Annotated in this window: 10 protein-coding genes and 1 pseudogene; 10 read left to right on the forward strand and 1 reads right to left on the reverse strand. The window is 66.7% G+C overall.

Going from position 1 to position 6894, the window contains the following annotated elements; genetic code table 11:
- Positions 1–127 precede the first annotated feature (127 nt).
- From V6M42_RS15290 to metK, 5 genes and pseudogenes are all read left to right on the forward strand, one after another.
- Positions 128–277, forward strand: a pseudogene (locus V6M42_RS15290) (LuxR C-terminal-related transcriptional regulator); the annotation flags it as partial.
- A 112-nt stretch (positions 278–389) separates the two neighbouring features.
- Positions 390–638: a hypothetical protein gene (locus tag V6M42_RS02520; RefSeq protein WP_332660161.1), complete on the forward strand. Its 249-nt coding sequence runs from the start codon at positions 390–392 to the stop codon at positions 636–638.
- A gap of 239 nt (positions 639–877) precedes the next feature.
- Positions 878–1393, forward strand: coding sequence for a hypothetical protein (locus V6M42_RS02525; protein ID WP_332676927.1), 516 nt, complete (start codon positions 878–880; stop codon positions 1391–1393).
- An 11-nt stretch (positions 1394–1404) separates the two neighbouring features.
- Entirely contained in the window at positions 1405–1821 is a 417-nt protein-coding gene (locus V6M42_RS02530; RefSeq protein ID WP_332676929.1) for a hypothetical protein, read from the forward strand.
- A 57-nt stretch (positions 1822–1878) separates the two neighbouring features.
- Complete coding sequence (metK, locus tag V6M42_RS02535) at positions 1879–3078, forward strand: methionine adenosyltransferase (RefSeq protein WP_332660155.1); 1200 nt, start codon at positions 1879–1881, stop codon at positions 3076–3078.
- Here metK and V6M42_RS02540 read toward each other — a convergent pair.
- Positions 3075–3320, reverse strand: coding sequence for a hypothetical protein (locus V6M42_RS02540; protein WP_332676930.1), 246 nt, complete (start codon positions 3318–3320; stop codon positions 3075–3077). The genes metK and V6M42_RS02540 overlap by 4 nt on opposite strands.
- A gap of 317 nt (positions 3321–3637) precedes the next feature.
- Between V6M42_RS02540 and trmB the strand changes: the two genes are divergently transcribed.
- The 5 genes from trmB to nusA form a co-directional block, all read left to right on the forward strand.
- Positions 3638–4327, forward strand: coding sequence for a tRNA (guanosine(46)-N7)-methyltransferase TrmB (gene trmB / locus V6M42_RS02545; protein WP_332676932.1), 690 nt, complete (start codon positions 3638–3640; stop codon positions 4325–4327).
- A gap of 33 nt (positions 4328–4360) precedes the next feature.
- The gene (locus V6M42_RS02550) at positions 4361–4864 is read left to right on the forward strand and encodes a DUF1993 domain-containing protein (RefSeq protein ID WP_332660149.1); all 504 of its coding nucleotides are present in this window, start codon (positions 4361–4363) and stop codon (positions 4862–4864) included.
- Positions 4861–5415, forward strand: a complete 555-nt coding sequence (locus V6M42_RS02555) for a hypothetical protein (protein WP_332676933.1) — start codon at positions 4861–4863, stop codon at positions 5413–5415. The genes V6M42_RS02550 and V6M42_RS02555 overlap by 4 nt, the downstream gene beginning before the upstream one ends.
- A gap of 113 nt (positions 5416–5528) precedes the next feature.
- The gene (rimP, locus tag V6M42_RS02560; protein ID WP_332660145.1) at positions 5529–6071 is read left to right on the forward strand and encodes a ribosome maturation factor RimP; all 543 of its coding nucleotides are present in this window, start codon (positions 5529–5531) and stop codon (positions 6069–6071) included.
- Between the two features lie 2 nt (positions 6072–6073).
- On the forward strand, positions 6074–6894 hold an 821-nt coding region (gene nusA, locus V6M42_RS02565), incomplete at its 3' end, for a transcription termination factor NusA (RefSeq protein ID WP_332676936.1).

Consider the following 6894-nt stretch of genomic DNA (forward strand, 5'->3'; position numbering starts at 1 on the left):
TTCGTAATGCGGGGGTCAGGTGTTCGAGTCACCTAAGCGGCACCATTTTTCCAAGCTCCGAAAAATGCAGATGATCTGGACGCCTCCTCCGGAACGTCATAGCTAGATCGCTGTATTTGGAGCGGTCATGAACCAGCGGCTCAGCGCGCGTCAGGAAGAATGTCTGAGGCTGACCGCCTTTCTGACCGACAAGGAAATTGCCGCGCGCCTCGGTCTGTCGGAAGCGACAATCAAAAAACATGTGCATGAGGGCTGCCGCCGTCTGGGCGTCAACCGGCGCAAGGCCGCGCTGGCGATTCTGGAACGAAACGTACCAGAGGCTACGAAAGACCCCATAGCGAAAGCCGCGCCGGTCGGCATCAGTGTCTCCACCCCCAAGGAGACTGACAATGGCAACTCAATCCAAGGCGCTTCCCCACTGGACGTGGGACGATCTGGAAGCGGCGCTCAACGGGTTCAGCCCGCTGGGACCGAACGATCCGGTGAGGGCGCATCTGATGCGCGGACTGACGGACGACGCGCAACGGGCGACGCCGCGCGAACTGCTGCAGCAGGTGCTGAGCGCGGGCTGGGTGATGGCCCAGGTGGGGGCCCAGAGCGGCGCCTCGGCTACCGCCCCCCGCCACGCAGCTGGCTAGTTCGTCTTCTGATCCTGCTCGTCCTTGTCGTGGTGACGGCGGTGTTGATGAAGGCGGTCGCGGACCTGGTTCTCGCCTATGCGGGGCAGGCCCAGGAGATCGGGCATGTCACCAACCCCGACCTGATAGAGAGCGGGCGCAAGAAGTGACGGGATCGGTGCTCTGAGGCGCCGTCCGGCGCGATCAGGCGTGACGGCGGGGCCCGGATGTACTGGTGAAGTTCGACGGGGAGGCCCCGTATGTTGCCCGTGATGGAGAGGCCTCTCTTCTATTGGGTCTCGTACTTCCTCTATTCCGCGGCCGTGATCCTCTGCTGGCTGCGAGGCGGGCGGCCCGAGCGGCTCTGCGCCGGCTTGATGCTGTGGAGCCATCTGGCGCTGGGCCCGACCCTCAGGGTGAACATCGGCGATGTCTACATCGACACCATCGTCGAGGACGCCCTGCTGTTTCTGGTCTTCGGATGGTTGGCCCTCCGGTCAGAGCGGTGGTGGCCGCTTGTCGCAACGGCGGCGATGGTTCTGACCCTGGTGGTTCACGCCTGTACCATCTGGACTGACATTTCCTGGGCCGCCGCGGTCTCGGCGCGGGTCGGGCTCGCGATTCTGGAATACGTGGCCCTGCTGGCCGGCGTCGCCGAGCGATGGATGGCGGGCGAGGCGCCGGTCAGCCGGATCGGAGGGACGGCTCCCGCGAGTCGCTGTAGGCAGGGTGAGCCTGTTCCGCCGGAGAAGCCGTCATCACTCCGTTTTTCCTGACCGCCAACGCCGTGGCCTTCGTGGCGTTCGTCCTCGGCTGGCTCAGGGGCGGCCATCCGGAACGGTTCGGGGTGATGGTGTTGCTGGTCGATCACGTGGGCGCGACCCATCTTTTCGCATGGGTGCACAGCTCTGCCCTCGAGGCGGCGCTGGATGTCCTGTTGCTGACGATATTCGGCGGGCTCGCCTTCAGGGGCGGCCGCTGGTGGCCGTATGTGGTCACCGCCGCCCTGGCGCTGATCGTGACGGTCCATCTGCTCGCAGGGCTGACGTGGATAGGACGGTACGACGCCCTGTCGGCGCGGATCGGTCTGTGGATCCTGGTCTATGCGACAGTGCTGGTCGGGGTCGGAGAGCGCTGGCTGGCCGGAGAACGCGCGGTCAGCGAGGACCTGTCCTGGCGCCGGCGGGTCAGCCCTGCGTCTTGAACATATAAACATATCCTTATATGTCTGCCGGCCTTCCCCTTCCGCCGGAGCTCCGCCTTGTCCCGTTCGTCGTTCCTGTTCACTTCGGAAAGCGTTTCCGAGGGCCATCCCGACAAGGTCGCGGACCGTATCTCCGACACCGTCGTGGACCTGTTCCTGGGCAAGGATCCCTATGCGCGGGTGGCCTGCGAGACGCTGACGACGACCAATCTGGTCGTTCTGGCCGGTGAAATCCGCGGCCAGGGCATCATGGACACCGACGGAAACTGGGCCCCGGGCGTGCAGGACGAGATCGAGGCCGCCGTTCGCGCCGCCGTTCGCGACATCGGCTATGAGCAGTCGGGTTTCCACTGGAACAAGTTCGAATTCATCAACCGCCTGCACGGCCAGTCGGCCGATATCGCCGTGGGCGTCGACGCCGCCGGCAACAAGGATGAGGGCGCGGGCGACCAGGGCATCATGTTCGGCTACGCCTCGAACGAGACGCCCGAGCTGATGCCGGCGACCCTGCAATACAGCCACAACATCCTGAAGCGCCTGGCCGAGGTCCGCCACGGCGGCGACAAGCGGCTGGAGCCCGACGCCAAGAGCCAGGTGACGATCCAGTACGAGGACGGCAAGCCCGTCCGCGCCACCTCGATCGTGCTGTCGACCCAGCACGCCGCCGGCCTGTCGTCGGCCGACGTCGCCGCGATCGTGAAGCCCTACATCCTCGAAGTGCTGCCGGAAGGCTTCACCGACGAGAACACCGTCTGGCACATCAACCCGACCGGCATCTTCGAGATCGGCGGGCCCGATGGCGACGCCGGCGTGACCGGCCGCAAGATCATCGTCGACACCTACGGCGGCGCGGCTCCCCACGGCGGCGGCGCCTTCTCGGGCAAGGACCCGACCAAGGTCGACCGCTCGGCCGCCTACGCCTGCCGCTACCTGGCCAAGAACGTCGTGGCCGCCGGCCTGGCCGACCGCTGCACCATCCAGATCAGCTACGCCATCGGCGTGGCCAAGCCGCAGTCGATCCACGTGGACCTGCACGGCACGGGCCGCGGCGTCGTCACCGAGGCTGTGCTGGAAGCCAACATCCTGGGCCTGATCGGCGGCGCCACGCCCCGCGCCATCCGCGAACACCTGGGTCTGAACAAGCCGATCTACGCCCGCACCGCCGCCTACGGCCACTTCGGCCGCGCGCCGGACGCCGACGGCGGGTTCAGCTGGGAGAAGACCGATCTGGTCGACCAGCTGAAGGCGCTGGCCTAGTCGTCGAGTTCGGGCTCGCCGTTTTCCGGCGAGCCCTTCGGCGTTTCGTCCCTGGCCGCGGCCACGTGACGCTGCGGTGGGTCGAGGGCGGCGCCGAAACCGAACAGCATGGCGGCCATCATCTGCGCGCCGCCGCGCCGTTTCGCCGCCGTCCGCCCTCCGCCGCCCGCCATGGCGACCGTGGCCCAGACGATCAACGCGATCAGCGCAAGGCCCATGCCCCAGCCGATCATGTCACTCATGGGCCGTCCTCCGACCGGGGCGGCATAGCCGTATCAGGACGAGCAGTCCGCCGAACGCGCCAAGGGCCAGTCCCACAAGGAGAATGAGGCCCGAAGCCCCCGCGACCAGAAACGAGTCGCCGCTCCACACGCCGAATGGCCGACAGACGTCCATGGTGTCAAAGTCGCAGCCTTGGCCAAAGCCAAAGCCCAATGCGACCAGGGCCAGCCCGAGAACCAGGGCTGCAGTCCCAAGCTTCAACAGGGGCGCGCGCCTGCGATCATTCATTGGCTCTGCCGGGTGTGCATTCGGGGCATATCCACATAGAAGGCGCCCCATGTCCACGCCCGCCCATCCCCCGCTCCGCTCGTTCGGCCGCATCAAGTCGCGCGCTATCAAGCCGCGGCAGGCGGCGCTGTTCGACACCCTGCTGCCGGCCATCGCCGTGCCGGACCCCAGGGCGGGGCCGATCGATCCCGCCGCCCTGATGCCGGGTGCGACCGGCGTCTGGCTGGAGATCGGTTTCGGCGGTGGCGAGCATCTGGCCGAACAGGCGAGCCGGCATCCGGACGTGCTGATGATCGGCTGCGAGCCGTTCCTGAACGGGGTGGGTTCAGCCCTGCGGCACATCGACGAGCGCGAGCTGAAGAACGTGCGCCTGCACGCCGACGACGCGCGCGACGTCATGACCGCCCTGCCGGACGCGTCGCTCGACCGGGTGATGATCCTGTTCCCCGACCCCTGGCACAAGGCGCGGCACAACAAGCGAAGGCTGGTCCAGGACGAGACGGCGGCGGAGATCGCGCGCCTGCTGAAACCCGGCGGCCGCCTGCGCTTCGTGACGGACTGGAAGGACTACGCCGAATGGGCGCTGGAGCGGTTCGAGCGGACGCCGGGCCTGATCTGGCAGGCCGAGGCGGCCGACGACTGGCGCGTGGCGCCGGCCGATCACGTCGTCACCCGCTATGAAGAAAAGAAGCTTGGCGATACGCCGCCGATCTTTCTGGATTTCGTCCGCGCGGCCTAGCACAAGGGTTTCCTGAAACAGGGAGCCCGACCCATGAGCCTCGCCCTCCACGACGCCTCCGCGACCATGTTTCTGCGGGGCCTGAACGTCTTGAACGGCCTCGTCGACAAGGCCATGCAGTCGGGTCTGGACGAGGTGGCGATCATGGAGGCGCGGCTGGCGCCGGACATGAAACCCTTCCCCGACCAGATCCGCATGGCGGCCTTTTCGGGGCGCAGCTGCGTGGCGCGGCTGACCGGCCAGGCATGGCCGAAGACGGACGACTCCGAAGCGACCCTGGCCGAGCTGAAGGCGACCATCGCCCTGTCGATCGCCTTCATCGAGGCGACGGAGGCGGCGGCCTTCGAGGGCGGCGAGACACGCCGGATCGAAATCCGCTTCCCGGGCGTCGAGCTGGATTTCGAGGGCGCGGGCTATCTGACCAGCTTCGCCCTGCCGAACTTCTATTTCCACGTCAGCATGGCTTACGCGATCCTGCGCAACGCGGGGGTCGAACTGGGCAAGCGGGATTATCTGGGCCAGCTGGCGCTGCTTTGACCGGGGATGAGAACAGATCGCTCGAGGGGGCGGCAAACGGCTCAGCGGCGCGCCCGCACGCCCCCGTTGCCTATCTCGATGGCTTTGTCGTTTCAGCATTCGCCGCGCCGGTCATGGCTCTGGTCGTGTTTCTTGCCGGGGCGGTTGTCGCATCCTCGACGACGAGTGCGCCCGTATCCGTCTGGCAAATGGCGGGCGGCTTCCTGTTTCTGCTTTTCGCCGTTTTCATCACCGGAACGATCCCGAGCCTCGTGTTTGGAGGCGCGGTGCTGGCCTTGATCCGAGCGCTGCGGATGGGGCGGTCCCTCCCGGTCTGTGCGATCGGCGGCGGAGCGGCGGCGACGTTGTATGTAATCGTCAGCCTGGCTGTCGCCTTCGCCCTGCCCACAGCCGCCCTGCTTTTTGCGCCCTGGGCGGCCCTCTATGCGATCGAGCACCCCGCTGATCTCGCCGGGCATCTGGAGAGCGGCCTGTTCTGGGCGCCCGTCAGTATCGTGATCTCGGGAGTCGTGGCGGGAGTGATCTATGCCCGCTCGACTCAAAAGGGCTGACAAAGCCCGGCGACGGAGCTATACGCCGTCCCACATCGTTAGACCGGCGTCCTAACGGCGCCGTTTGAAGCGGCGGCCGTCGGGCCCGCCGCTTTTTGTTTGGACCAAAGCCTTTGAAGGCCAAGACCGCCGAAGACCGCGCTCTGCTGGAGCTGATCGAACCCGTGGCCGAGAGCCTGGGTCTCGACATCGTGCGCGTGCGGCTGATGGGCGGCACCCTGCGCCGGCGGCTGCAGATCATGGCTGAGCGTCCGAGCGACCACGACATCGCCGTCGAGGAATGCGCCCGACTGAGCCGCGCCGTGTCGGAAGTGTTCGACGCCGCCGATCCGATCAACGGCGAATATCTGCTGGAAGTGTCGTCGCCGGGCGTGGACCGCCCCCTGACCCGCCAGTCGGACTTCGACCTGTTCGAGGGCTATGAGGCGCGACTGGAAACCGATCGCATGATCGAGGGCCGCAAGCGCTTCAAGGGCGTGATCGCCGGCACGGACGGCGAGAACATCGCCATGGATCTGGAAGGGGAGGAGGACACCGCCCTCATTCCCTTCGAATGGCTGGTCGACGCCAAGCTGGTGCTGACCGACGAACTGATGAAGGCGGGCGCCGAGAAGCGCGCCGCCCGTAACGACAACTCTACCGACACCGAGGACTGATCATGGCTGTTGCCGGCGTTTCCGCGAACCGACTCGAACTGCTCCAGATCGCTGACGCGGTCGCGCGCGAGAAGAACATCGACAAGGAGATCGTCGTCGAGGCGATCGAGGAGGCGATCCAGAAGGGCGCCAAGTCGCGTTACGGCGCCCATCACGACATCCGCGCCAAGATCGACATCAAGTCGGGCGAGCTGTCGCTGACGCGTCACGTCACCATCGTTCCGGACGACTGGCAGCCCGAGGACGAGCTGGAAGAGTTCAACGACTCGGCCATGGTCCGCCTGACCGACGCCTCGAAGCGCGACCCGGAAGCCGTGGTCGGCAAGGAATATGTCGAGACCCTGCCGCCGTTCGAGTTCGGCCGCGTGCAGACGCAGATGGCCCGCCAGGTCGTGACCGGCAAGGTCCGCGAGGCCGAGCGCGCCAACCAGTACGAAGAGTTCAAGGACCGCGTCGGCGAGATCGTCAACGGCACCGTCAAGCGCGTCGAATACGGCAACACCGTCGTCGATCTGGGCCGGGGCGAGGGCATCATGCGCCGCAACGACTCGATCCCGCGCGAGGTGTTCAACATCGGCGACCGGATCCGCACCTACATCTATGACGTCCGCGCCGAGGCCAAGGGCCCGCAGGTCATGCTGTCGCGTTCGCACCCCGGCTTCATGGCCAAGCTGTTCGCCCAGGAAGTCCCCGAGGTCTACGACGGCGTGATCGAGATCCGCGCCGCCGCCCGCGACGCCGGCTCGCGCGCCAAGATGGCCGTGCTGTCGAACGACTCCTCCATCGATCCGGTCGGCGCCTGCGTCGGCATGCGCGGCTCGCG

Origin of the sequence: Brevundimonas sp. (genome assembly GCF_036677305.1) — a bacterium.
Classification (GTDB): domain Bacteria; phylum Pseudomonadota; class Alphaproteobacteria; order Caulobacterales; family Caulobacteraceae; genus Brevundimonas.